Raw genomic sequence first — 22751 nt, 5'->3', positions numbered from 1 at the left:
GGGGCCGGGAGTCACCTCCCGGCCCCTTTTGCGTTCCCTAGGAGGGAGCCCCGTCCCCGGTCCGAAGGTGGGCAGCCACGTCAGAGTTGGCGATCCGTCCCGCCAACACCCGGGGACTCACGCCATGGCCGTTGTCCCGGTCAGGATCGGCACCGGACTCCAGCAGCAGCCGGATCGTGGCACCGTTGCCCTGCGCGCAGAACACCGCCCTCCACAGCGGGGTATCACCGTGCCGGTCCGCTGCATCGGCCGCCGCGCCCGCTGCCAGGAGAACCTCGACGGCCGATGGGGCCTGGGCCTGGGCCGCGAAGTGCAGCGGCGTCCACCCCGCGTCGTCAGCTGCCTCTGGGTCCGCGCCTCCGGCCAAGAGCACCCTCAGACCATCCGCGTCCCCGTCGGCAGCCGCATAGTGCACCGCCGTCCGACCCAACCGATCCCGATCCGTCATACCAACCATCCTCGCCCCCCTGAAACCTCACGCCCCACCCGTACAACCAACCCCCACCCCCAGGAGTCCTGATCATCAACGGCTCCCCCGCCGTCGACGATCAGGACCGAAGGACCGCATGAACCGAGCCAGACGCACGACAGCCACGGCCACCACCGCGACCGCTGTCGTGCTCTCCACCGCCGGTGCGCTGCTCTGCACCGCAGTTCCGGCCGCCTCCGCTGCCACGGTCACCTGCAACTCCCCCGTCTATACGCGGCAGTTCTTCGCGAACACCACCTTCTCCGGCACACCGAAGAAGACCGACTGCGACACCTCCATCGCCGAGAACTGGGGCGCCAACGCCCCCGCCACCGGCCTCCCCAAGGACATGTTCGGCGTCCGCTGGACCGTGACACGGGACTTCGGCTCCGGTGGCCCCTTCGCCCTCACCGGCGCCGCCCAGGACGGCATCCGCGTCTACGTCGACGGCGTGCGCAAGATCGACCTGTGGAAGAACGTGTCGTCGACGGTGAAGAAGACCGTCAACGTCACGGTCCCCTCCGGGAAGCACACCCTCCGCGTCGACTACGCCCACTGGAACGGCAACGCCAACGTCAACTTCGGCTACGCGCCCCGCACTTCGGCGACCGTCGACAAGGTCAAGCCGCTCGCCCCGGCCGGCCTCACCGCCACCTACACCGGCGTCACCCAGCAGGCCAGGCTCAGCTGGCGGAAGAACGCCGAGCTGGACCTGGCCGGATACCGGGTGTACCGGCGCGTCGCCGGCACCACCGGCTGGCAGGTCCTGCGCGACGTCGCTGCGACCACCACCTCGTACACCGACACCCCGCCCGCCACCGGGGGACAGTACGAGTATCTGGTCCGGGCCTACGACAAGGCCTTGAACTACTCGGCCGAGACCGCCGTCGCCAAGGTGACCAGCATCGCCGTCACCACGCCGACCGGCCTCACCGCCACCGGCACCGACACCGGGATCGCCCTGAAGTGGGACGCGGTGCCCGGAGCCGTCAACTACCGGGTGATGCGCGCCTCTTCCATCGACGGCAACGCCAGCTGGACGATCGCGGGTACGTCGATGACCGACACCCGCGTGACCCGCTCCACCGCGAACCAGTACAACGTCTCCGCGATCGACGCGAGCGGCCGGGTCACCGCCTCCACCGCGTCCAAGGCCGCCCGCCGCCTGGTGGCCGCCCCCATCATCAAGCAGGCCTTTCCCCACCCCAACGCGGTCACCGTGACCTGGACCACGGACGCGAAGACCGGCGGAGGCTACATGGGCTTCCGGATCTACCGCGCGAAGGGCACGAGCACCGACTGGGTCGAGGTGACCGAGCGCTGCCACTGGACCTGGCGCACCCTCGCCGACGGCAGCCGCCAGTACCTGTGCACCGACTCGTCAGCGGGCACCGGCACCGCATACCGCTACGCCGTGAGCGGCTATGACAGCAACGACAAGGAGGGCCTGCGCAGCGGCGAGGTCGCGGCCACCACCGGCTCCGACAAGCAGGCTCCCGCTGCTCCGGCGTCCCTGAAACCCACCGTCGCGGACTGGGGCACGACCCTGACCTGGTCGCAGGTGGCGGACGCCGACCTCGATCAGTACACGGTGTGGCGGGGCACCACCGTCGACGGCGTCTGCACGGACACCGAGCAGATCGGGCACACGGAACTGACCGAGACCTCGTACCGGGACGTGAACGTCGCGGACGGCGAGAACCTCTGCTACGTCGTCCGGCCCGCCGACTTCGCCGGCAACCTCGGTGCGGGCACCACGGTCCACCTCACCGAGCACGACCTGCGGCCCACGGTGGAAACCCCGGCCGGGGCCACCCACGCCGCCGGGGCGTCGTACTCGTCGGTCGGCGACGTGCAGGTGAACGGCTGGTCGCCCGCGGGCACAGAGGAGTACGCGAGCCTTCATGCGGCCCGCTGGAACCCGGTGACCAGCACGTTCGAGGCGCTGCCCGACTCCGACCCGATGACCGACAGGAACGTCCCCAGGGGAACGTCCCTCTGGTATCAGGTCGTCGGCGTCCGCGAAAACGGCACCACCTCGCTGCCGGTCCTGGTGAGCGTGGTCGTACCGCCGGTTTCCTGACCGGTTTCCTGACGGGATGCGAAGGGGCCCGGAGGTTCGGTCGAACCTCCGGGCCCCTTCACACACCCACGTGGCTAGTCCTTGGCCTTCTTCGGCCGCCAAACCACCAACGCACTCGTCTGCTGAACTTCCTGATAAGGCACCAGATCCCGCCGATACGACGCGTGCACCGCCGCCTCCCGCTGCTGCATCGCCGCCGCGGCGCCGTCAAGCGCCGACTCCATCTCCGCCACCCGCTGCTGCAACGCGGCGACCTGGTTCTCCAGTTCGATGATCCGCTTGATGCCGGCCAGGTTGATGCCCTCGTCCTGCGACAGCGCCTGCACCGTGCGGAGCAGTTCGATGTCGCGGGCCGAGTAGCGGCGGCCCCGGCCGGCGGTGCGGTCGGGGGAGACCAGGCCCAGGCGGTCGTACTGGCGCAGGGTCTGGGGGTGCAGGCCCGAGAGCTGGGCCGCCACCGAGATGACGTAGACCGGGGTCTCGTGGGTCAGTTCATACGGATTGCGTCGACGACCGTCCATCTCGGTCAGGCTCCCTTCGCCGCCTCGAACAGCTCCGCCCGCGGATCCTCGTCCGCGGTCGCCTCGCGATACGCCTCCAGTGCGTCACGAGCCTTCCCCGCCAGCTCCGTCGGGACACTCACCTCGACGGTGACCAGCAGGTCGCCCCGGGTGCCGTCCTTGCGGACCGCGCCCTTGCCCCGCGCGCGCATCGTGCGCCCGTTGGGCGTGCCCGGGGGCAGTTTCAGGGTGACCGGCGGGCCGCCCAGGGTGGGGACCCTGACCTCGCCGCCGAGTGCCGCCTCGACGAACGTCACCGGCACCGTCACCGTCAGGTTGTCTTCCTTGCGGCCGAAGACCGGGTGGCTGTCGACGTGGACCGTGACGTACAGGTCACCGGCCGGACCGCCCCGCTCGCCCGGCGCGCCCTTGCCGCGGAGCCGGATGCGCTGGTTGTCCGCGACCCCGGCCGGTATGCGCACCTGCATCGTCCGGGAGGACTTGGCGCGTCCCGAGCCGCTGCACACCAGGCAGGCGTGCTCGGCGATCAGGCCCCGGCCCTTGCAGTCCGGGCACGGGTCGGTGAGCGAGAAGCCGCCGCCCGAACCGCGCGCCACCTGACCGGTGCCCACGCACGTCGGGCACACGCGCGGTGTGCCGTTCTTGTCGCCGGTCCCCGAGCAGGCCTTGCACGGGGACTGGGACGTCATGCGCAACGGGACCGTCGCGCCGTCCACCGCCTCCGTGAAGCTCAGCGTGACCTCGGTGTCGATGTCCTGGCCGCGCCGGGGCTGCGTACGGGTGGTGCCGCCGCCCCTGTTGAACAGGCCGCCGAACACGTCTCCGATGCCGCCGCCGAAGCCGCCCGCGCCGGAGCCGGACCCGGCCCCGCCCTGGGCGCCGCCGCCGAAGAGGTCGCCCAGGTCGAAGTTGAAGGAGCCGCCGCCCGCGCCCGGCCCGGGGCGGAAGCCACCGTTGCCGAAGAGGGCGCGGGCCTCGTCGTACTCCTTGCGCTTCTTGGGATCACCGAGGACGTCGTTCGCCTCGGAGATCTCCTTGAAGCGCTCCTCGGCCTTGGCGTTGCCCTTGTTGGCGTCCGGGTGGAACTCGCGGGCGAGTTTCCGGTACGCCTTCTTGATCTCGGCCTCGGTGGCGTCCTTGGGGACGCCGAGAACCTTGTAGAAGTCCTTCTCGATGAAGTCCTTGGTGCTCATCCTCGACGTCCCTCCTTCCCACCGCCGTCATGCACGTCAGCCCTCTTCCGGGCCACCGCTCTCCTTGCCGTCCGCCGCGTCGCCCGACGTCGAGTCCTTGTCGGCCGGCGTCGCCCCGGGCTGGGGTTCGGCCACCGCGACCCGCGCGGGACGCAGGTTGCGCTCACCGAACTTGTAACCCGGCTGCAGGATCGCCACACAGGTCGTCTCCGTGACGTCCGGCGCGTACGAGTGCATCAGGGCCTCGTGGATCGTCGGGTCGAAGGGCTCGCCCTCCTTGCCGAACTGCTGCAGGCCCATCTTCGCGGCGACGGACTCCAGCGACTCGGCGACGGACTTGAACCCGCCCACCAGTTCGCCGTGGTCCCGCGCGCGGCCGATGTCGTCGAGCACGGGCAGGAGTTCGGTCAGGAGGCTCGCGACGGCGATCTCCTTGACCGTGATCCGGTCCCGCTCGACCCGGCGGCGGTAGTTCTGATACTCGGCCTGGAGCCGCTGGAGGTCCGCGGTGCGCTCACCGAGCGCCGTACGCACCTGGTCCAGCTGTGCCGTCAGACCGGCGACCTGTGCTGCTGCTGCGTCCCCGGCCGGGGCCGCCCCCTCCGAAGAGGGGGCGGCCTTCGGCTCGGCGTCGTCGGACGTGGCGCCGGAAGGGACGTCGGGCTTCTCGTCGAAGCCCGGAGTCTCCTCCGTCACGCGGCACCGTCCTTGCGCTCGTCGTCGACGATCTCGGCGTCCACCACGTCGTCGTCGGCCTTGGGGGCCTCGGCGCCGGGCGCGTCGCCACCGGCGGCCTGCGCGGACTGGGCGTCGGCGTACATGGCCTGGCCCAGCTTCTGCGAGACGGCGGCGACCTTCTCCGTGGACGTGCGGATCTCGGCGATGTCCTCGCCCTTGAGCGCGGTCTTCAGCTCCTCGATCGAGGCCTCGACCTCGGTCTTGATGTCGCCGGGGACCTTGTCCTCGTTGTCCTTGAGGAACTTCTCCGTCTGGTAGACGAGCTGCTCGCCCTGGTTGCGGGTCTCGGCGGCCTCGCGGCGACGGTGGTCCTCGTCCGCGTACTGCTCGGCCTCCTGGCGCATCCGGTCGACCTCGTCCTTCGGCAGCGAGGAGCCGCCGGTGACGGTCATCTTCTGTTCCTTGCCGGTGCCGAGGTCCTTGGCGGTGACGTGCATGATGCCGTTGGCGTCGATGTCGAAGGCGACCTCGATCTGCGGGACACCGCGCGGGGCCGGCGGCAGGCCCGTCAGCTCGAACATCCCGAGCTTCTTGTTGTACGCCGCGATCTCGCGCTCGCCCTGGTAGACCTGGATCTGGACGGACGGCTGGTTGTCCTCGGCCGTCGTGAAGATCTCGGAACGCTTGGTCGGGATCGTGGTGTTGCGCTCGATGAGCTTCGTCATGATCCCTCCCTTGGTCTCGATGCCGAGGGACAGCGGGGTGACGTCGAGGAGGAGTACGTCCTTGACCTCGCCCTTGAGGACACCGGCCTGGAGCGCGGCGCCGATGGCGACGACCTCGTCCGGGTTGACGCCCTTGTTGGCGTCGCGGCCACCGGTCAGCTCCTTGACGAGCTCGGCGACGGCGGGCATACGGGTCGAGCCACCGACGAGAACGACGTGGTCGATCTCGGACAGGGCGATGCCCGCGTCCTTGATGACGTTGTGGAACGGCGTCTTGCAGCGCTCCAGCAGGTCGGCCGTCAGCTGCTGGAACTGGGCGCGGGTGAGCTTCTCGTCCAGGTGCAGCGGGCCCTCGGCGGAAGCCGTGATGTAGGGCAGGTTGATCGTGGTCTCGGTGGACGAGGACAGCTCGATCTTGGCCTTCTCGGCGGCCTCGCGCAGGCGCTGGAGGGCCATCTTGTCCTTGCCGAGGTCCACGCCGTGGCCGGTGCGGAACTGCTGCACCAGGTAGTCCATGACGCGCTGGTCCCAGTCGTCACCACCGAGGTGGTTGTCACCGTTGGTGGCCTTCACCTCGACGACGCCGTCACCGATCTCCAGGAGGGACACGTCGAAGGTGCCGCCACCGAGGTCGAAGACGAGGATCGTCTGGTCGTCCTTGTCGAGGCCGTACGCGAGGGCGGCGGCCGTCGGCTCGTTCACGATGCGCAGGACGTTCAGGCCCGCGATCTCGCCGGCCTCCTTCGTCGCCTGACGCTCGGAGTCGTTGAAGTAGGCCGGGACGGTGATGACCGCGTCCGTGACCTTCTCGCCCAGGTAGGCCTCGGCGTCGCGCTTGAGCTTCTGCAGGATGAACGCGCTCATCTGCTGCGGGTTGAAGTTCTTCCCGTCGAGCTCGATCTTCCAGTCGGTGCCCATGTGGCGCTTGACCGACCGGATGGTCCTGTCGACGTTGGTGACCGCCTGGCGCTTGGCGACCTCGCCGACCAGCACCTCACCGTTCTTCGCGAAGGCGACGACGGACGGCGTGGTCCTGGCACCCTCGGCGTTGGTGATGACGGTGGGCTCGCCGCCCTCCAGAACGCTGACGACGGAGTTAGTCGTGCCCAGGTCGATGCCGACCGCACGTGCCATTTCGATTCCTCCAAGGGAATGACCGAGTTGCATGACCGAGTCGGACCCTGACGTGGAGCCTGAAGTCCGGAGTCCGACCTGCAGTCTGACTTGAGTGGAACAGGCTCAAGTGTGCATCACTCCCGTCGCCCGGTCAACAGAACTGAGTCGACCCCACTCAACTCTTATCCGTTCCTTACACGCAATGCTGCTCTGACCTGCGCGGATTGCACCGCCGGACCCCGCCGAACCTCGTACACGGGAACCCTCAGCAGCCCCAGGACGACCGCCCCGGCCACCCCCACCACCCACCACAGCCCCCACTCCCCGGCCCACCCGCCGTGCGCGAGCACACCCACCAGCACCGCCCCGAAGGCGCCCGCGCCGAGCAGCAGGGCCGCCCCGCGCGGAGTGAGCCCGAGCCGCCGCAGCCGGTGCGCGAGATGGTCGGGCCCGCCCCGGGACAGGGGCCGTCCGGCCAGCCGCCGCGACACCACCACCAGCACCACATCGGCGCCCGCGACGGCGGTGAGCGCGAACAACACCCCCGCGCTGGGCGCCAGTTCGTGCCCGGTCCGCACGATCACCGCCGCCGAGGCCAGCACGAACCCCGTGAACAGCGACCCGCAGGCGCCGAGGGCGATCCGCGCGGGATGCCAGTTGTGCATCAGGAACCCGGTGAGCGCGGCGGCCAGCACACTGAGCAGCACGGCGAGCCCGTCGAGCACCTCGACGGCGGCACACGCGCCCACCCCGAAGGCGGTGAGCACCCCGACCGTCCCGAGCAGCCCGTCGGCGTGGTCGAGGGCCCGGAAGGCGAGGGCCACGAACACGATCCAGAGCAGCGCGAGCAGCCCGACCCCGAGCCCCAGCTCCCGGTACGGCACGACAAAGGCGGCGGCGATGCCCGTACCGACGACGAGGAAGCGCGCCTTGACCCGCCGTACGTCGGCCACCAGCCCCAGTGCGCCGACACCCGCGCCGGCGACCAGCAACTCGCCGACCCCGTCCCCCAGTGGGGCGTACCCGGTCCACTCCCCCGCGCCCGCGACCAGGCCCGTGGCGAGCGCGACAGCGAGTCCGCCGAGCAGGGGCAGGGGCCGCGCCCGGCGCCGGTCGAGCACCCCCAGCCGCAGGGCGAGGGTCCGCAGGAGGGCGGTGAGGACGGCGGCGAGGAGCAGGGCGGCGGTGGCGGCGAGAATCCCGTAGAGCACGGATTCACGGTAGGCGCAAATGTAACAATTCCGTACGAATAACACGACAGAACATCATCTGTCCCGATGAGTTTCGATCGACGACTCAGGTAAGCCTGAGCGATCCAGATCACTTCGCCGCTGACTACAGTGCGGTTCAAGATATGAGTAGTCTCTGGCAGACTGCCTAAGTTACCGCTTAGTAGTAACTGCTTCATGAGTCACTACGCAGCCATTACGAGTCATTACGCGCAGGCCTGAGGAGCCCCTCCATGCAACTCGCCGCGATCATCGTGTCGCTCGTCCTGACCGTGATCGGCGTCGCGCTGCTCGCACGCGCCATCGGTCAGTTCGTCCGGTACTTCAAACTCGGCCAGCCGGTCCCGGCCGGTCTGCGGACGGACAACCCGTACCAGCGCAGCGTGACGCTGGTGAAGGAGTTCCTCGGCCACACCCGGATGAACCGGTGGGGCATCGTCGGCTTCGCCCACTGGTTCGTGGCGATCGGCTTCCTGACGCTGCCGCCGACCCTCGCGCAGGCCTTCGGCCAGCTCTTCTCGGCCGACTGGACGCTGCCGGTCATCGGCGGCTTCCTGCCGTTCGAGCTGTACATCGAGTTCATCGGTGTGATGACGATCCTCGGCATCGCCGTCCTCATCGCGATCCGCCTGCTGAACCTGCCCTCGCGCCCCGGGCGCAAGTCCCGCTTCGCGGGCTCCAAGGCGGGCCAGGCGTACTTCGTCGAGTACGTCATCCTCACCATCGGCCTCGCGATCTACACCCTGCGCGGCCTCGAGGGCGCGATCCACCACGTGGACTCCTACGAGGCCGGGTACTTCGCCTCGTACCCGCTGGTCCTCGTCTTCAAGGGCCTGTCGCTCGGCACCCTGCAGAACCTGATCTACCTCACGGCGATGATCAAGATCGGGACGTCGTTCGTCTGGATGATCGTCGTCTCGCTCAACACCAACATGGGCGTCGCCTGGCACCGCTTCCTCGCCTTCCCGAACATCTGGTTCAAGCGCGAGGCGACCGGCGGCACCGCCCTCGGCGCGCTCCAGCCCATGACCTCCGGCGGCAAGGCCATCGACTTCACCGACCCCGGTGACGACGACGTCTTCGGCGTATCGCAGGTCGAACAGTTCAGCTGGAAGGGCCTGCTCGACTTCTCCACCTGTACGGAGTGCGGTCGCTGCCAGTCGCAGTGCCCGGCCTGGAACACCGGCAAGCCGCTCTCCCCCAAGCTCCTGATCATGTCGCTGCGCGACCACGCCCACGCCAAGGCCCCCTACCTGCTCGCGGGTGGCGGCAAGACCGCGGAGGGCGAGGAGAAGGGCAGCGAGGAGCAGCTGAAGGACGTACCGGCGGCCGCGCTGGCGGAGGCCGAGCGCCCGCTGATCGGCACCGCCGAGGAGAACGGCGTCATCGACCCGGACGTCCTGTGGTCCTGCACCACCTGCGGCGCCTGCGTCGAGCAGTGCCCGGTCGACATCGAGCACGTCGACCACATCGTCGACATGCGCCGCTACCAGGTGATGATCGAGAGCGCGTTCCCCTCCGAGGCGGGCACGATGCTCAAAAACCTGGAGAAGAAGGGCAACCCCTGGGGCCTGGCGAAGAAGCAGCGCCTGGAATGGCTCAAGGAGCTCGACTTCGAGGTCCCGGTCGTCGGCAAGGACATCGAGGACCTCACCGAGGTCGAGTACCTGTACTGGGTCGGCTGCGCCGGCTCCCTCGAGGACCGCGCGAAGAAAACCACCAAGGCGTTCGCCGAACTCCTCCACATCGCCGGCGTCAAGTTCGCGATCATGGGCGGCGACGAGAAGTGCACGGGTGACTCGGCACGACGGCTGGGCAACGAGCCGCTGTTCCAGGAACTCGGCATGGAGAACGTCATGGCGCTGAACATGGCGTTCGGCGAGGAGATGGACGACGACGGCAAGGTCACCGAGGAGTCGAAGAAGCCCAGGTCGGCGAAGAAGATCGTCGCGACCTGCCCGCACTGCCTGAACACGATCGGCAACGAGTACCCGCAGCTCGGCGGCGACTACGAGACGATCCACCACACCCAGCTGCTCCAGCACCTCATCGACGAGGGCAAGCTGCTCCCGGTCACCCCCGTCGAGGGCCTCATCACCTACCACGACCCCTGCTACCTGGGCCGCCACAACAAGATCTACACGCCCCCGCGCGAGATCATGTCGGCCGTCCCGGGCCTGCGCCAGCAGGAGATGCACCGCCACAAGGAACGCGGCTTCTGCTGCGGCGCGGGTGGCGCGCGGATGTGGATGGAGGAGCGGATCGGCAAGCGCATCAACAACGAACGAGTCGACGAGGCCCTGTCCCTCAACCCCGACATCGTCTCCACCGCCTGCCCGTTCTGCCTCGTCATGCTGACCGACTCGGTCAACGGCAAGAAGAACGAGGGCAAGGCGAAGGAGTCCGTCACGGTCGTGGACGTCGCCCAGCTGCTCCTGACGTCCGTGAAGACCCCGGTCCCCGACGACGAGCCCCCGGCGGACGAGCCGGAGTCCGAGAACGCACCGGAGCCGCAGCCGGTGAAGTAACCGGCGGTACGACCACTGTCGACAGCCCTCTGCCCCGTACGGGCACGGGGCTGTCGCCTTGTCTCGAACACGTGCATCATTACTGGGTAGTTGCCAATGGGGTCAATGGTCCGGACGAGGTGCAGGGTGCGGATGCGGGCGCAGGTGCGGGCACGAACGCAGGCGCGGGCGCGGGTGCGAAGAGGCGGTCGGCGTACGACGGCCACCAGCGCCCTCGCGGCCATCGGCGCCCTCGTGGCCCTCACCGCCTGCGGCCCCCTCTCCGGCGACGAGGGCGCGACCCCCGACCGGACCCCGATCCGCGCCGCCAAGGCCCCCGCCCAACGCCCGATCCCGCAGGGCGACGGCAGCAAGGTCCCCGACGACTTCAACGGCGACGGCCACCGAGACCTCGTGCTCAACGACCTGGTCAAGGACCAGCTCCACACCGACGACGCCGGCATCGGCATCGTCTACGGCTCCCCGGGCGGACTCGTCCCGGGCGCCCGCCAGTTGCTCAGCCCGTCCCGCCAAGCAGCCCGTACGAAGGGTCAGTTGCCGGCGGTCTTCGACGCGGAGGAGACCTGCGACCTCGACGGCGACGGCTTCACCGACCTGATCGTGTCGACGGACCCGCCCTACGACGGCCAGGGCCGGCCCCCGGTCCCCCTCCAGCTCCTCTTCGGCTCCCCGAACGGCCTCACCGGCCGCGCGGTCACCCTCACGATCCCCGGCCAGGCCCGCGCCGGCAACGACTGGCCCGACCAGCCGGTGTGCGGCGACTTCGACGGCGACGGCGCCAAGGACCTGGTCGTCCACGCCTCGGAGGGCCAACTCAGCTATCTGCGCGGCCCGTTCACCCGCAAGGGCACCCCGCGCAAGGCCGGCCCGCCGATCATCGCCCCCGGCAACGTCCCCACGGGCCCGGCGGCCGACGTGAACCGCGACGGATACGACGACCTCATCGTCCGTACGGCGGACGGCACCGCGAAGTCGGCGGTCGTCCTCGGCGGCCCGAACGGCCCGACACGCACCGGGGCCGTACTGCCCGAGGGCATCGACGTAGCCCTCGGCCGCTTCGGCAAGGGCAGGAACCTGGACGCGGCGGTGGGCGCGATGGGTGAAACGTCCCTGCGCTACGACCTCCCCGACGCGGCCTCCGGCACCCTCGCCACCCCCGGCTCGATGCTCGACACCGGCGACTTCGACGGCGACGGCCGCGACGAACTCGTCTCCAGCGGCTCCCGGTTGAGGATCTTCCGGGCCCCGACAGCCGCGGCCGGCCTCTCGACGAAGGGCATGGTCACCGTCGCCCCACCGACCCGGGGCACGACCCGCGTCCTCACGGTCGGCGACTTCGACGGTGACGGCCGGGCGGACCTGGCGGTGCGGACGTATCGGGGGGAGACGTGGGACGAGGTGGCGGTCTACCCCGGCACGAAGAACGGCCTGGTGGCGGCGAAGCCGTCGGTGACGTTCTCGAGCTCGGAGTTCCTGTAGAGGTTCCTGCAGGGGTCCTGTAGGAGTTCCCGCGTACAACCTTCGGCCGTCACCGACCGTCTCCCACGTACTCACGGGAACCGCCCACCGTGCCAACACGCGTACGCGGACGGGCACTTGTCCGGGTACACCTGTATCGGGGAGACCACCATGCGACGCGAACGCATCACCACGGCGGCCCTGGCCGCCACCCTGCTCGCCACCGGCCTGGCACCACTGGCCCTCACCACGCCCGCCACCGCGGCCCCCGCCAAGTACGCCGACGACTTCAACGGCGACGGCCACCGCGACTACGCCGAGTTCTCCTACGGCGCCCGGCACGAGCACCGGGGCGGCGCCGTCAAGGTCACCTTCGGCACGGCGAACGGACCGGGCACCAAGGTCCAGTACATCGGCCAGAACAGCCCCGGTGTGCCCGACTCCGACGAGGTCGACGACAACTTCGGGAACGTCCGGGCCGCCGCCGACTTCAACGCCGACGGGTACGGCGACCTGGCCGTATCCGCCACCGGCGAGAGCGTGGCGGGCCGGATGAGCCAGGGCTCGGTCACCATCCTCTGGGGCAGCAGGGCGGGCCTGTCCGGCGGGACCAGCATCCCGGCGCGGTCGCAGACCTCGTGGGCACGGATGGGCACGGACCTCGCGGTCGGCGACTTCAACGGGGACGGCAAGAAGGACCTGGCCGTCGTCGCGGGCGCCAAGGCGTGGGTCTACCGGGGCACCATCTCCCGCGCGGGCGTGGCCGGTTCGGTCACCGCCCTGGACAGGAGCGGGCAGTTCGAGGTCTCCTCGCTGATCGCGGGCAATGTGACCGGCGACAACAAGACCGACCTCGTCGTCATCGGCGATGTCCTCGGCGACGGCACCATCGCCTCCGACGCCTGGTTCATCAAGGGCGGCACCAACCTGGTCCCCGGCCGCACGCTCCGACTGGAGGGCGTGCACAGCCTCGGCGGCCAGGTCGAGCGCGGCGGCGACGGCGTCATCGCCGACTTCAACAAGGACGGCAAGGTCGACATCGCCATCGGCACCCCGCTGTTCTCCTCCTACCGCGGCATGGTCAGCATCTGGTACGGCGCCGCCGCAGGACCCGCCAGGGTCACCCGCCTCACCCAGAACACACCCGGTATCGCGGACAGTACGGAGCAGTACGACGACTTCGGCGCCGGCATCGCCGCCGGCGACATCAACGGCGACGGCTACCGGGACCTCGCGATCGGCGCGTACGGCGAGAAGATCGGCGGCCAGCCGTACGCCGGCGGGGTCCACGTCCTCTACGGCCGCGCGGGCGGTCTCACGACCACCGGCTCGCAGTGGCTCGCCCGCAGCACGGCCGGCATCCCCGGCAACCTCACAGCCGGCGACATGTTCGGCGCGAAGCTGCGCCTGCGCGACGGCAACCGCGACGGCAAGGCCGACCTGTACGTGTCGGGCGGCGTGAGCTCCGTGCGCCTGCTCGGCTCGGCGACGGGGATCAGGACGGCCGGGGCGACCGTGGTGCCGGACAGCCTGATCGATGGCATGCTCCCGTAAGGGACAGAAGCGAAACTCCCCTAGGGAAGCGGCCCAGGCCCCCCTTACGGGATGTCACAGGTCGGCAGCAAAGCGGGGCCCGGAAGCCCGGGCCCCACGCGCCACTCTCCGGGACCAGGTACGTTCGATGACGTGGCTGGATTCAGGATCGGACGCGGCGGCCGGGACAACCGCCCCCCGCAAGCGCGACCGCAACAACAACCGCGGCAGCAGCCGTACGGCCAGCAGCCCCCGCAGGGCGGCCCGTCGTACGGCTACCCCTCCGCGCCGCAGCAGCAGCCGTACGGCGGCGGACAGCCGTCCTACGGCGGCCCGGGCGGCGCCGGAGGGCGGCAGTGGCCCCCGCAGCCGAACCCCGGCGGCGGCTACGGCGGACAGGGCGGGCACGGTGGACACGGTGGACACGGCGAGCCGGAGTACTTCGGCGACGGCGGTCACGGGCAGCAGCACGGCCAGTACGGCCACGGCCCCCAGGGCCACCCCAACGCCCCCGTGGACCCGTACGCGGCCAACAACCCTGGTCACACACAGGCGTTCACGACGGGCGACGACCCGTACAACCAGGGCGACACCTACCGCGCGGGCGGCCCCTCGGCCCCGCCGACCGGTCCTCGGCTGGGCTGGAAGGAACTGCTGCGGGGCATCGTGACCGCCCCCGACCGCACGTTCCTCCAGATGCGCGACTACCAGGTGTGGGCGCCCGCTCTCGTCGTCACGTTCCTGTACGGCCTGATCGCCGTCTTCGGGTTCGACGACACCCGCCAGGACACGATAAACGCGACCCTCAGCAACGCGATCCCGATCGTGCTGACGACGGGCGTGGCGATGGTCCTGAGCGCGTTCATCCTGGGCGTGGTCACCCACACCCTGGCCCGCCAGCTCGGCGGCGACGGCGCCTGGCAGCCGACGGTCGGCCTCTCCATGCTGGTCATGTCCATCACGGACGCGCCGCGCCTCGTCGTCGCGATGTTCGCGGGCGGCGACGCCCCCTTCGTACAGATCCTCGGCTGGGCGACCTGGGTCGCGGCGGGCGTACTCCTGACCATCATGGTCCGCCGCTCCCACGACCTGCCGTGGCCGAAGGCACTGGGGGCGTCGGCGATCCAGCTGATCGCGCTGCTGTCGATCGTGAAGCTGGGGACGTTCTGAGGTTCCAGAGGGCTCGCTGAGTTTTCAGGGGGCCCGCTGAGGTGCCAGAGGGCCCGCTGAGGCTCCAGGGGGCTGTCTACTGCCGGTCGGCGGCGGGTGCGCCGTGCCAACGCCATTGCGTGAGTCTCGGCCGGCCCGGGATTTCCGCGCGGCCGGTGGCCCACAGCAGGGTGAGCCACCGGTCGGTGTCCGTCGGGGCGTGGGGGAAGAGCCGGAGCAGCACCCGGTGGCAGACGTCGGCGTCCGGCACCCAGCCGATACCGAGGCCCTCGGCGATGTCGTACATGTGCACCAGCGTCTCGACGACCCCCATGGCGGCGAAGCCCTCGGGATCGGACGCGCCGAAGACGTGGTGCGACCTGACCGCCGGCGGCGCGGTCCGCACGACGGCCGTCAGCAGGGCGCCGCAGGCTTCCAGTACCTGCAACAGGCCGGCCGTGCCGGCGTCACGGTCCGCGAAGATGACGTTCGCCGGGCCGCCCGGCTTCTTCCGGCTCCAGACGAACGGGACATGCGTGTCCAACGGCGGGCTCGCGGGGCCGAGTTGGGCAGCGTAGGAGAACAGGTCGTCGGCGAGGTGCTCGACGGTCTCCCAGCAACTCCACTCCAGGGAACCGGCCTTGGCGTCCCAGTCCGGCGCTGTCGCCGCCCGCAGGGTGGTCACCGCGAGACGGACGGCGTACTCGACGTCGTCGGCGGTGACGGGGCCTCTCGATCCGCGCGTTTCAGGCATGCCGGGACCGTATCAATGACCGTGGAGGGCTGCGGCTTCGCGATCAACTCCGCGTCCACATGCGAGAATTCGCGCCGTGCAGTGGACAACGATCGTCAGTACCGCCGTCGGCATCGCCGGCGGAGCGGGGGCCACCATAGCCGTCGAGCATGTTCGCTGGCGCCGGGCGATGATCGATCGGGTGTTCCAGGATCGCCGCGATCTGTACGTGGACTGCTTCGTCACGCTCCGGCGGGCCCACGAGGCCATGCGAGGCTCGGTCGCGGACGGGGGGCCGCACGCCGAGGTGGCGGCGAGGGTCCGCGAGGCTTTCCGCGCCTCCGGCTGCGACGAGGCCCGGGAACGCATGTTCCTGCTGGGCGTCTCGGAGGAGGTCGAGGCCGCGATAACGGCGTCCTACCACACCCTCCGCGAGGTGAGGGAGGTACTGGCCGAAGGCCACGACCTGGCCTCGGCCGAGTACTCGACCGCCAGGGAGGCGCACGGAGACGCGACGCGCGCGGCCCGCGTGGTGCTCCGCCGCGATCTGAGCGCCGTGCGCAGGTAGGGCGAGTAGGACGGGTAGGGCTGGCAGGACGGGTAAGGCGGGCGGGGCGTCAGAGTGCTTCCGTGTTCGGCGTCGCCGCCGCTCCCGGCCGGTGTACGGGCGGCAGGACACTCCACGGGAAGTTGATCCACGCGTCGGTCCGCTTCCACACGTACTCGCACTTCACGAGCGACTGCGTCTTCTCGTAGATCACCGCCGAACGCACCTCGGCGACGGCGTCCAGGCAGAAGTCCCGCACCAGTTTGAGCGTCTTGCCGGTGTCGGCGACGTCGTCGGTGATGAGGACCTTCTTGTCGGAGAAGTCGATCGCGTTCGGGACGGGCGCGAGCATGACGGGCATGGGAAGCGTGGTCCCGACGCCGGTATAGAACTCGACGTTGACCAGATGGATGTTCTTGCAGTCGAGCGCATAGGCAAGCCCACCGGCGACGAACACCCCGCCCCGCGCGATGCTGAGCACGACATCGGGCTCGTACCCGTCGTCGGCGATGCTCTGCGCGAGCTCACGCACGGCACCACCGAACGCCTCGTAGGTCAGGTTCTCCCGTATCTCACTCACGCCACTCACACCACTCATGTCACTCACACCTGTGTCCGGTGGAAGTTGAGGAAGGACCGGGAGGCGGTGGGCCCACGCTGCCCCTGGTAGCGGGAGCCGTACCGCTCGCTGCCGTACGGGTACTCGGCCGACGAGCTGAGCTGGAACAGGCACAGCTGGCCGATCTTCATGCCGGGCCAGAGCTTGATGGGGAGGGTGGCGAGGTTGGAGAGCTCGAGCGTCACGTGTCCGCTGAACCCCGGGTCGATGAACCCGGCGGTGGAGTGGGTGACGAGCCCGAGGCGCCCGAGCGAGCTCTTGCCCTCGAGGCGGGAGGCGAGATCGTCGGGAAGCGTGATGACCTCGTACGTGGAGGCGAGCACGAACTCCCCGGGGTGGAGGATGAACGGCTCGTCGCCCTCGGGCTCGACCAGGCGTGTCAGGTCGGCCTGCTCGATCGAGGGGTCGATGTGGGGGTAGCGGTGGTTCTCGAACACCCGGAAGAAGCGGTCGAGGCGCACGTCGACACTCGACGGCTGCACCATGGATTCGTCGTAGGGCTCGATCCGTACCCGCCCGGAATCGATCTCGGCCCGGATGTCCTTGTCTGAGAGAAGCACGCCCCGAGGATACGCAAGGCGCGCGAACCCGACACCATCGGTCGACCCCGCGCGCCTGCGACTGCTTCTGCTACTGCTACTGCCTCTACTCCTGCGATGTCACTTGCTGGTGGTAGTGCTCCGCTGCTGCTGTTGCTGCTCCAACGTCACCGGCACCACACTGCGGAGCCGCGCACAGCGCGGACACCGGACCAGCCGGCCGGGGCCGAGCCGCTCGGCCTGCTGCATCGGAAACGAAGCGGTGCTGAACACGTGCCCTTCGGCACAACGGACGACGGTGCGCTCGATCAAGTCCTCAGAGTCCCTTCCCCAAGAGCCATCGTCGGTCACTGTCGAGACCGACGAGGACCGTCACATTACGGGACGAAAAGGGCGGCCCTCCAGGCGGCACTCCGATCCCGCCCGATCCTGCCCGACCCCTCTTCCGCGCCCCCACCGTACGCCCCAACTCCGGCCGCCCGCAGCCGGGTCACGGGGTGGGAACGGGTGCGGTTCGCCTGCGTTTCGCGTGCGGTGCGCGTGCGGTTCGCGGGCGGTTTCGGCCCGGTCAGGGGCTGATCTGCGGGTGATTCACATCCGGAACATCGCCGGAACCGCCCAGAAACGGGGGCAGACCCCACGGCTTCGGCGCCGGGGGCCTGGCGTACGGTAGAGTGACTGAGCGTTCGGACACCGGTCGTACCGGCGTCTTACGCGGGTGTAGTTTAGTGGTAGAACATCAGCTTCCCAAGCTGAGAGTGCGAGTTCGATTCTCGTCACCCGCTCCATATGAAACCCCAGGTCAGTGGCCTGGGGTTGTTTGTTGTCCAGTCCAATTTGAAGGCGACCTGCTTTTTGCGAGCGTCGCGGAACCGAACCCGCAATGCCGTGTCCTTTGGACAGGGGCAAGTGCCCCCGGGCGCGGACGGACCTGCGGATGCGGGTGTTGACGCTCTCGATCGCGTTCGTGGTGCAGCATCTCCCACCTTGTCTGGAGCCACGCCTCCCTACCCGTCTCACTGTCCGCGCGGACCATGGAAGAGCTAACCTGCCCGCATGCGTGGACAGTTCACCGGCTGGCCGGAGCAGGCCATGGACGTGTTGTGGCAACTCCAGGGCGAACCGACCCACGCGACCCGCGAGCGCTACCGCGCGGACCGTGAACGCCTGGTCCGGCAACCAATGATCGCCCTGCTCAACGAGGTCGCGGACACCGACCCCCGGTACGAGGACTTCTCCGTCTGGCGCTACCGCACCAACTCCTGGTGGTGGCAGCACCAGGGCGCGGTGATCCGGCTCGGCCGCAAGATCGAGATCGGTCTCCGGTTCGACCTGGACGGCCTGCGGATTCAGGGCGCCTGGTGGTACCCCGATCCCGGCCAGGTGGACACGTTCCGCAAAGCCGTGGCCTCCGAGGAGAGCGGCCGCGAACTGTCCGCCATCGTCGAGGACGTGCGGAAGAAGGGCTACGACATCTCCGGGGACGTGATGAAACGTCCCCCGCGCGGCTATCCGACGGACCACTCCCGTACGAACCTGCTGCGCCACCGTTCGCTGATCGCCGCCCGTCCCCTCGGCTGCGAGGAGTGGCTGCACACCCCCGAGGCGGTCGACCGGGTCCTCTCGGCCGCCGCCGACCTGGACGCCCTGCTCATGTGGCTGGTCCGCCACGTGAAGCGCGCCGCCTGACGTCACGAGGGCGCCGCGCGGCACGGGAGGAACCACACCCGTGTCGCCAAACCTGGCGGGGATGCACCGCGCGCCGAGACAACCGCAGATGAAGCAACGTGAGGCACCGCGAGAATTCGCAGGTCACAGCCTCGGTGTATGCAGCGAAGAACGGGACCCTACAGCCCGGTGATCCGTGCCCACTTGCATCGATCGAGGTTTGCCAGCGCGGAGGGGCATACAGCAGCCGAATCCGGCCATCCCAGCGGTCCCCGGCTGACCTGCGGCTCGTCACCCAAGCCCCCGGCCGCATAAGGTCAACTTCCGTACTCCTGGCAAGTTTCGGCAAGTTCCTCGTTTCACGGCACCGTCGCGGGCAAGCTCTGGCACAGAGATCGTTACCGGCATTCGAGGAGGACATCATGGCCCTGCGTAAGCTCGGTAAGGACCCGGAGAGTCCCAGTGGCGGCTCCCCCACCATCTACCTCGACGAGGAGAAGGACAGCTACCTCGTGCAGGGTTGGAAGGTGGAGGACATCGAGCGCCTCGGGCAGATGGACATCCCCGGCCACGAGTCGGTGGTGGAGATCCCCCGGCGCATGGTGCAGTTCTTCCTGGAGGTGAAGAAGGCTGATGAGGACCCCGACGTTTGAGGAGCTGTTCCGCGAGTGCCAGAGGACGGCCGTCCATCTGGAGATGCGCGACGCCTACATGAAGTCGGACCCGGCCTTCATCGACTGGAAGGCCGGCATGACACTCGACCCGGCCGAGCGCTGGGGAGACTGGCACAGCCTCGTCACGGAGGCGACCTCCCGAGGCGTTGAAGTGCGCCGGGCCCGGGTCGTCTCAACTCCCGTCAGCGAGTACATCCGCTTCGAGTACGACGTGACGAATGGCCTGAACATCGCCGCCGGCGAAGACGTGCGCTGGCTCTCCCGGCGACACGCAACGGGCCTCACCCTGCCGGGCAACGACTTCTGGCTCTTCGACTCCAGCCTCGTCCTCGTCAACCACTTCGACGGCGACGGCGAGAACATGGAGGTGGAACTCACCGAAGACCCTGAGGTCGCGAAGCTCTGCGAGTCGGCCTTCGAGGCCGTATGGGCACGGGCAACACCCCACGCAGAGTTCCAGCCGGCCTGACAGCGCGAACGGCACCTTCGCAGCGACATGACATCGCCATCTTCGAGCGTTCAGGAAGCCCGCCGGGCCCTGGGGAAACGCCTGAGCGAAATCCGGCTCGAAGCCGGGCTCAGCAAGCGAGCGTTGGCCACGAGTCTCGGCTGGCACGAGTCGAAGTGTTCGCGCTTCGAGAGCGGCACGCGTCCGCCCTCGGAGCGCGACCTTCGTGCGTGGGCCGCCGCTTGCGGCGCACAGAGCGCGGCCGAGGATCTCGTCTCGACAGCCCGCGGTATCGAGGGAATGTACGTCGAGTGGCGTCGGATGGAGCGCACCGGCCTGAAGCAGGCCCAGGAGTCCGTCCTCCCCTTGTGGGAACGCACTCAGCGCTTCCGCATCTACTCGCCGTGGCTGATTCCCGGCCCGGTGCAGACGGGCTCGTACATCACCGCGCTGCTCACCTCTATTCGCGACCGTCGCGGCCTCATTGATGACCTGCCGGCGGCTGTCAGGGTGCGCGTGGAGAAGCAGCAGATCGTGTACGGCAACCACACGTTCGCGATCCTCCTGGAAGAGGGAGCACTCCGAAAGCGCATAGGCGGTACCGAGGTGATGGCCGGCCAACTCGGCTACCTGCTCAGCGTCATGGCACTGCCCTCGGTGAGCATCGGCATCATTCCCGAGGACGCCGACCGTTCCAGCCTCTGGCCTGTCGAGGGCTTCTTCCTGTACGACGACCACACGGTCCACGTCGAACTCGTCTCGGCCCATCTCGCCGTCACGCAGAAGCACGAACTTGCCATGTATGCCCAGACGTTCACCGACCTGGCCGAACTTGCCGTCTACGGCCCGGCAGCGCGCGAACTCATCACGGCAGCCATCGAATCCCTGGGGTGAATGCCGGGCAAGTTCCGGCACACTCGTAGAGCCTCACCCACCGCCCTTCTTAGCGTTACCGGCACGGCTTGAATTCGTGCGCTGAAGGGGCGAAGCGGTGATCACTGTGGCAAGTAGTGGCAAGGCATCGAGAGCAACCGACAGCGCTGGGACCGAAGTTCTCCCGGTCGACGTCGAGACGATCTCCGAGAGCACCGATGCAGTGCTCGCCATGCAGATGGCCACCTCGACCCGCAAGGACATGGACGGGTCCCTGCCAGAGATCATCGGGCACCTCAACCTTCTCCTCGGTGAGGATCTGGGGGCAGACGAGGACGAGGATGTGCGGGAGCTGTTCCGCACGGGGTACCGGCTCCTCGACCTGCAGAACCGTCCGACCGCGGAGACACCGTCGTTCGGCGCCTTCATCTACCTCCGGGACGCCGCCGACGTCACCCGAAGGCTCCTGTGGATCTATGCCCAGCGCCATGGACTCGGTGCCCCGTGAGTGTCAGGGAGGACCAGATCATCCGGGAGCTGTCCCACTACGTCCACGAGCACCCCGACGAGAAGATGGCGCTGATGCCGGTGTGCGACGCCGCCCGCGACCACGCCCACAGCGAGCGCCAGTCTTTGCAAGGTGCCTCGGTTCACACCTTCTCCGCACTCACGCGTGGGTGCTCGGCAGTGAGCAGCTCGATGTCTTCCACGTCCGAAGTCAGGATCGTCACCCGGCCGGGATGCTGCAGGGCTGTCGCACACAGCATGGCGTCGATGGCGTACTTGTGGCCGTGCAACCCCGCTGTACGCAGCAAAGCGGCAGCCGACTGCGCGACGGCTTGGGTCACCGGCTCGACACTCAGACGGGACAGGGTCCACTTCAGTGCGGCGTCGTTGATCTTCGGGTGGATCACCTCGACCAGCACTGAGACTGAGGTGATCACTGGTAGGTCGGCGTCGCGAGCCGCCGTCAGCCACTCGTGGATCTCCCGATCACGCTGTACGGCCTTTGCCAGGCCCTCGCTGTCCAGGACCAGGGCACCGCTCACGCGGCCGTTCCAGCGTTAGAGGCGCGTCCAGTCAGCCGGGCACGCTTAGCCGCCACGGCCTCGGGGTCGGCCGGGCCGTGCACCTTGTCGAAGTCCGCGATCAGCTCGTCCAGGTTCTCCCGCTCGATCTGGCGCTGGGCCGCCTTCTCCAGGTAGGCCGAAACGCCTCGCTTGCCGACCCGCTCACGGATCGCATGCAGAGTTCCGGCAGTCAGGGTGACAGAGATACCGCTGGTGGGGCCATCGCCGGGTGGGAAGTCAACATCGTCGTCAGTCACACGTCGAGTGTGCCATTGAATATGGCATAGCGCGTAGCAAGCGCACGTGGACCCTGAGCGGATGACGAGGGAGTTGAGTGCGGAGGCTGGTGGACCGGTGCAGCAGCAACGCCACCTCAACGGCTGATCTGCGCATGGGGCGGACCCTGTGGGGTGCCCCCGGTGGGCACCCGGTGGCACCGGCTTCCATCTTTTCCGAGATTCCGTGCCCTCCGCGTGCCCGTAAGAGCGGGAAACCCCGGTCAGCAGCGGTGCAATCCGGACGAGGCGGCGGGCCGCGGAGTGCGTCCGCCGCGTGTCCGGTCGTGCCTCAGGGTGTCCCGTCCCTCACAGGCATCCCAGGGTGCCTTGTTTCCGCAGGTTGTCGGGGTGGGATCGTCCCACCGTTGCGGGTTGGGTGGCGGCTGTTGTCCCAGGCCCATGAGACATCCGATGCTCTGGGCGTCGCACCGGCTGAAGCGGCCGGCCCGCCCGGCAGCACCATGCACCTGCCCCTGGGACACCTGTCCCTTTGTCCCTTCAGGCACCACCTTGATCCGCAATGCCGGTCACGTCCGCTGGAGTGGTGTATCGACGGCCACTCGGTGATCTCCTGTTGAGGCTATGCGGTGAGTTCGGTGGGCAGGACGGTCTCGGCGGTT

General features: G+C 68.9%; 23 protein-coding genes and 1 tRNA gene. 12 read left to right on the top strand and 12 right to left on the bottom strand.

Translation table 11 applies throughout. From position 1 onward, the window contains the following. Positions 1–37: 37 nt before the first annotated feature. Entirely contained in the window at positions 38–448 is a 411-nt protein-coding gene (locus ABZ855_RS38855) for an ankyrin repeat domain-containing protein (RefSeq protein WP_360815428.1), read from the bottom strand. 118 nt (positions 449–566) lie between these two features. On the opposite strand from ABZ855_RS38855, the gene ABZ855_RS38850 reads away from it, so the two are divergent. Next, positions 567–2552: a PA14 domain-containing protein gene (locus ABZ855_RS38850; RefSeq protein WP_360815425.1), complete on the top strand. Its 1986-nt coding sequence runs from the start codon at positions 567–569 to the stop codon at positions 2550–2552. A gap of 74 nt (positions 2553–2626) precedes the next feature. On the opposite strand, the gene ABZ855_RS38845 is transcribed toward ABZ855_RS38850, so the two are convergent. The 5 genes from ABZ855_RS38845 to ABZ855_RS38825 all read right to left on the bottom strand — a co-directional run bounded on the left by ABZ855_RS38845 (position 2627) and on the right by ABZ855_RS38825 (position 7996). Continuing rightward, a complete protein-coding gene (locus ABZ855_RS38845) occupies positions 2627–3073 on the bottom strand; it encodes a helix-turn-helix domain-containing protein (protein WP_360815421.1) in 447 nt (148 codons plus the stop codon). A 5-nt stretch (positions 3074–3078) separates the two neighbouring features. After that, the gene (gene dnaJ / locus ABZ855_RS38840; RefSeq protein WP_360815418.1) at positions 3079–4266 is read right to left on the bottom strand and encodes a molecular chaperone DnaJ; all 1188 of its coding nucleotides are present in this window, start codon (positions 4264–4266) and stop codon (positions 3079–3081) included. Positions 4267–4302: 36 nt separating this feature from the next. Next, entirely contained in the window at positions 4303–4962 is a 660-nt protein-coding gene (grpE, locus tag ABZ855_RS38835) for a nucleotide exchange factor GrpE (RefSeq protein ID WP_360815415.1), read from the bottom strand. Then, positions 4959–6803, bottom strand: coding sequence for a molecular chaperone DnaK (dnaK, locus tag ABZ855_RS38830; RefSeq protein WP_360815412.1), 1845 nt, complete (start codon positions 6801–6803; stop codon positions 4959–4961). The genes grpE and dnaK overlap by 4 nt, the downstream gene beginning before the upstream one ends. 164 nt (positions 6804–6967) lie before the next feature. After that, a complete protein-coding gene (locus tag ABZ855_RS38825; RefSeq protein WP_360815408.1) occupies positions 6968–7996 on the bottom strand; it encodes an MraY family glycosyltransferase in 1029 nt (342 codons plus the stop codon). A 251-nt stretch (positions 7997–8247) separates the two neighbouring features. Between ABZ855_RS38825 and ABZ855_RS38820 the strand changes: the two genes are divergently transcribed. From ABZ855_RS38820 to ABZ855_RS38805, 4 genes are all read left to right on the top strand, one after another. Beyond that, a complete protein-coding gene (locus ABZ855_RS38820; protein WP_360815405.1) occupies positions 8248–10542 on the top strand; it encodes a heterodisulfide reductase-related iron-sulfur binding cluster in 2295 nt (764 codons plus the stop codon). 132 nt (positions 10543–10674) lie between these two features. After that, positions 10675–12021 (top strand): VCBS repeat-containing protein, encoded by a 1347-nt coding sequence (locus ABZ855_RS38815; RefSeq protein ID WP_360815402.1) that lies wholly within the window; start codon positions 10675–10677, stop codon positions 12019–12021. A 150-nt stretch (positions 12022–12171) separates the two neighbouring features. Then, complete coding sequence (locus ABZ855_RS38810; RefSeq protein ID WP_360815399.1) at positions 12172–13554, top strand: FG-GAP and VCBS repeat-containing protein; 1383 nt, start codon at positions 12172–12174, stop codon at positions 13552–13554. A 51-nt stretch (positions 13555–13605) separates the two neighbouring features. Beyond that, positions 13606–14703, top strand: a complete 1098-nt coding sequence (locus tag ABZ855_RS38805; protein WP_360815396.1) for a Yip1 family protein — start codon at positions 13606–13608, stop codon at positions 14701–14703. Between the two features lie 76 nt (positions 14704–14779). Here ABZ855_RS38805 and ABZ855_RS38800 read toward each other — a convergent pair whose 3' ends face one another. Continuing rightward, a complete protein-coding gene (locus tag ABZ855_RS38800) occupies positions 14780–15436 on the bottom strand; it encodes a hypothetical protein (RefSeq protein WP_360815392.1) in 657 nt (218 codons plus the stop codon). A 76-nt stretch (positions 15437–15512) separates the two neighbouring features. On the opposite strand from ABZ855_RS38800, the gene ABZ855_RS38795 reads away from it, so the two are divergent. Then, complete coding sequence (locus tag ABZ855_RS38795; protein WP_360815390.1) at positions 15513–15983, top strand: hypothetical protein; 471 nt, start codon at positions 15513–15515, stop codon at positions 15981–15983. 49 nt (positions 15984–16032) lie between these two features. Here the strand turns inward: ABZ855_RS38795 and ABZ855_RS38790 are convergent, their stop codons facing one another. From ABZ855_RS38790 to ABZ855_RS38780, 3 genes are all read right to left on the bottom strand, one after another. Further along, complete coding sequence (locus ABZ855_RS38790; protein ID WP_360815380.1) at positions 16033–16560, bottom strand: phosphoribosyltransferase; 528 nt, start codon at positions 16558–16560, stop codon at positions 16033–16035. A 5-nt stretch (positions 16561–16565) separates the two neighbouring features. Then, positions 16566–17141, bottom strand: coding sequence for a dCTP deaminase (dcd, locus tag ABZ855_RS38785; protein ID WP_319205753.1), 576 nt, complete (start codon positions 17139–17141; stop codon positions 16566–16568). A 99-nt stretch (positions 17142–17240) separates the two neighbouring features. Next, on the bottom strand, positions 17241–17429 hold the full coding sequence (locus ABZ855_RS38780) for a hypothetical protein (protein WP_319206338.1): 189 nt from the start codon (positions 17427–17429) through the stop codon (positions 17241–17243). Positions 17430–17834: 405 nt separating this feature from the next. Here ABZ855_RS38780 and ABZ855_RS38775 point away from each other — a divergent pair. From ABZ855_RS38775 to ABZ855_RS38750, 6 genes are all read left to right on the top strand, one after another. Then, a tRNA-Gly gene (locus ABZ855_RS38775) sits at positions 17835–17908 on the top strand. Positions 17909–18176: 268 nt separating this feature from the next. Then, a complete protein-coding gene (locus ABZ855_RS38770; protein WP_360815377.1) occupies positions 18177–18809 on the top strand; it encodes a DUF2461 family protein in 633 nt (210 codons plus the stop codon). Positions 18810–19210: 401 nt separating this feature from the next. After that, the gene (locus tag ABZ855_RS38765) at positions 19211–19441 is read left to right on the top strand and encodes a hypothetical protein (RefSeq protein ID WP_266499683.1); all 231 of its coding nucleotides are present in this window, start codon (positions 19211–19213) and stop codon (positions 19439–19441) included. Continuing rightward, positions 19419–19931 carry a DUF6879 family protein gene (locus ABZ855_RS38760; protein ID WP_360815567.1) on the top strand — a complete coding sequence of 171 codons (513 nt, stop codon included), beginning with the start codon at positions 19419–19421 and terminating at the stop codon, positions 19929–19931. Before ABZ855_RS38765 ends, ABZ855_RS38760 begins: the two co-directional genes overlap by 23 nt. 27 nt (positions 19932–19958) lie before the next feature. Continuing rightward, positions 19959–20804 (top strand): helix-turn-helix transcriptional regulator, encoded by an 846-nt coding sequence (locus ABZ855_RS38755; RefSeq protein ID WP_360815374.1) that lies wholly within the window; start codon positions 19959–19961, stop codon positions 20802–20804. A 97-nt stretch (positions 20805–20901) separates the two neighbouring features. Next, positions 20902–21291, top strand: a complete 390-nt coding sequence (locus ABZ855_RS38750; RefSeq protein WP_360815371.1) for a hypothetical protein — start codon at positions 20902–20904, stop codon at positions 21289–21291. A 142-nt stretch (positions 21292–21433) separates the two neighbouring features. Here ABZ855_RS38750 and ABZ855_RS38745 read toward each other — a convergent pair whose 3' ends face one another. After that, positions 21434–21832, bottom strand: coding sequence for a PIN domain-containing protein (locus ABZ855_RS38745; RefSeq protein WP_360815368.1), 399 nt, complete (start codon positions 21830–21832; stop codon positions 21434–21436). Next, a complete protein-coding gene (locus ABZ855_RS38740) occupies positions 21829–22110 on the bottom strand; it encodes a hypothetical protein (protein ID WP_360815365.1) in 282 nt (93 codons plus the stop codon). Before ABZ855_RS38740 ends, ABZ855_RS38745 begins: the two co-directional genes overlap by 4 nt. Positions 22111–22751: the final 641 nt, after the last annotated feature.

It is taken from the genome of Streptomyces sp. NPDC047042, from assembly GCF_040644035.1.
Classification (GTDB): Bacteria; Actinomycetota; Actinomycetes; order Streptomycetales; family Streptomycetaceae; genus Streptomyces.
Note: the sequence above shows the minus strand (reverse complement) of the source record. Positions and strands in the feature narration are given on the sequence as shown.

What these genes read in the sequence shown, in the direction of transcription:
- dnaK (WP_360815412.1), bottom strand. Translation starts at nt 6,803, where the DNA reads ATGGCACGTGCGGTCGGCATCGACCTGGGCACGACTAACTCCGTCGTC.
- ABZ855_RS38755 (WP_360815374.1), top strand. Translation starts at nt 19,959, where the DNA reads ATGACATCGCCATCTTCGAGCGTTCAGGAAGCCCGCCGGGCCCTGGGG.
- ABZ855_RS38765 (WP_266499683.1), top strand. Translation starts at nt 19,211, where the DNA reads ATGGCCCTGCGTAAGCTCGGTAAGGACCCGGAGAGTCCCAGTGGCGGC.
- ABZ855_RS38770 (WP_360815377.1), top strand. Translation starts at nt 18,177, where the DNA reads ATGCGTGGACAGTTCACCGGCTGGCCGGAGCAGGCCATGGACGTGTTG.
- ABZ855_RS38820 (WP_360815405.1), top strand. Translation starts at nt 8,248, where the DNA reads ATGCAACTCGCCGCGATCATCGTGTCGCTCGTCCTGACCGTGATCGGC.
- ABZ855_RS38845 (WP_360815421.1), bottom strand. Translation starts at nt 3,073, where the DNA reads ATGGACGGTCGTCGACGCAATCCGTATGAACTGACCCACGAGACCCCG.
- ABZ855_RS38810 (WP_360815399.1), top strand. Translation starts at nt 12,172, where the DNA reads ATGCGACGCGAACGCATCACCACGGCGGCCCTGGCCGCCACCCTGCTC.
- ABZ855_RS38800 (WP_360815392.1), bottom strand. Translation starts at nt 15,436, where the DNA reads ATGCCTGAAACGCGCGGATCGAGAGGCCCCGTCACCGCCGACGACGTC.
- dnaJ (WP_360815418.1), bottom strand. Translation starts at nt 4,266, where the DNA reads ATGAGCACCAAGGACTTCATCGAGAAGGACTTCTACAAGGTTCTCGGC.
- ABZ855_RS38790 (WP_360815380.1), bottom strand. Translation starts at nt 16,560, where the DNA reads ATGAGTGGTGTGAGTGGCGTGAGTGAGATACGGGAGAACCTGACCTAC.
- ABZ855_RS38855 (WP_360815428.1), bottom strand. Translation starts at nt 448, where the DNA reads ATGACGGATCGGGATCGGTTGGGTCGGACGGCGGTGCACTATGCGGCT.
- ABZ855_RS38850 (WP_360815425.1), top strand. Translation starts at nt 567, where the DNA reads ATGAACCGAGCCAGACGCACGACAGCCACGGCCACCACCGCGACCGCT.
- ABZ855_RS38815 (WP_360815402.1), top strand. Translation starts at nt 10,675, where the DNA reads ATGCGGGCGCAGGTGCGGGCACGAACGCAGGCGCGGGCGCGGGTGCGA.
- ABZ855_RS38805 (WP_360815396.1), top strand. Translation starts at nt 13,606, where the DNA reads ATGTCACAGGTCGGCAGCAAAGCGGGGCCCGGAAGCCCGGGCCCCACG.